Annotated in this window: 1 protein-coding gene and 1 pseudogene; one reads left to right on the top strand and one right to left on the bottom strand. The window is 72.3% G+C overall.

Translation table 11 applies throughout. The features are described 5' to 3' along the window. A pseudogene (locus VP06_RS33405) lies at window positions 1-227 on the bottom strand (sigma-54-dependent Fis family transcriptional regulator); the annotation flags it as partial. A gap of 286 nt (window positions 228-513) precedes the next feature. On the opposite strand from VP06_RS33405, the gene VP06_RS33400 reads away from it, so the two are divergent. Continuing rightward, on the top strand, window positions 514-755 hold a 242-nt coding region (locus VP06_RS33400; RefSeq protein WP_048468133.1), incomplete at its 3' end, for an aldehyde dehydrogenase family protein.

Here is a 755-nt window from a genome sequence, read left to right as displayed (position 1 = left end):
ATCTCGGGCCGGCAGGTCTGGCGCAACGCCTCGCTGCGGTCGAAGGCGGCGCGCATCTCGGCGGCGGTGAGCGGCTCGACCCGGGGCCGCTGCCCGAAATCGAGCCCGAGGGCGGCGCAGCGCTCCCAGGAGCGCAGGATCGACGGCGGCGGCTCCGCCGCCCCGGGGCCGAAAGCCTGCCGCCGCGCGGCCAGCAGGGTGCGGGGCGTGGTCACGCGGCTCTGCATGCGCGGCCTCCTCCCATGTGGCCCCCTCCCGTGTCGCCGCCCCGAACGGGCGGGCTGTCGCTGTTTGCGACAGGTGTCGCAGGTGTCGCGCGCCCGGTCCAGCGCCGCAGCGGCCCGAGCGGCCCGGATTTTGGTCGAAGGCTGCGTGGAAAATTCGTAAAATACTTTATTTTTCATAGACTTGATGATCGGGTCACGGTCCGGGCCGTGGGGCGCGGGCCGGCTGGCACGCGGGCTGCCGAGAACGATCCACCACGCCCCGTCACGGGGCGACTGGGAGGAACAGATGAACAAGCCGGAACTCTTCGCCGACGCCAAGACCCAATCGCCGTTCTCGGCCCGTTACGACAACTTCATCGGCGGCCAGTGGGTCGCCCCGGCGGCGGGCCGCTACTTCGAGAACACCTCGCCGATCACCGGCGGCGTGATCTGCGAGGTCGCCCGCTCGGACGCGCAGGACATCGAGCGGGCGCTCGACGCCGCGCACGCCGCCAAGGACGCCTGGGGCCGCACCGCGCCGGCCGAGCG

The sequence above is a fragment of the Methylobacterium aquaticum genome, assembly GCF_001043915.1.
GTDB classification, from domain to species: domain Bacteria; phylum Pseudomonadota; class Alphaproteobacteria; order Rhizobiales; family Beijerinckiaceae; genus Methylobacterium; species Methylobacterium aquaticum.
Note: the sequence above shows the minus strand (reverse complement) of the source record. Positions and strands in the feature narration are given on the sequence as shown.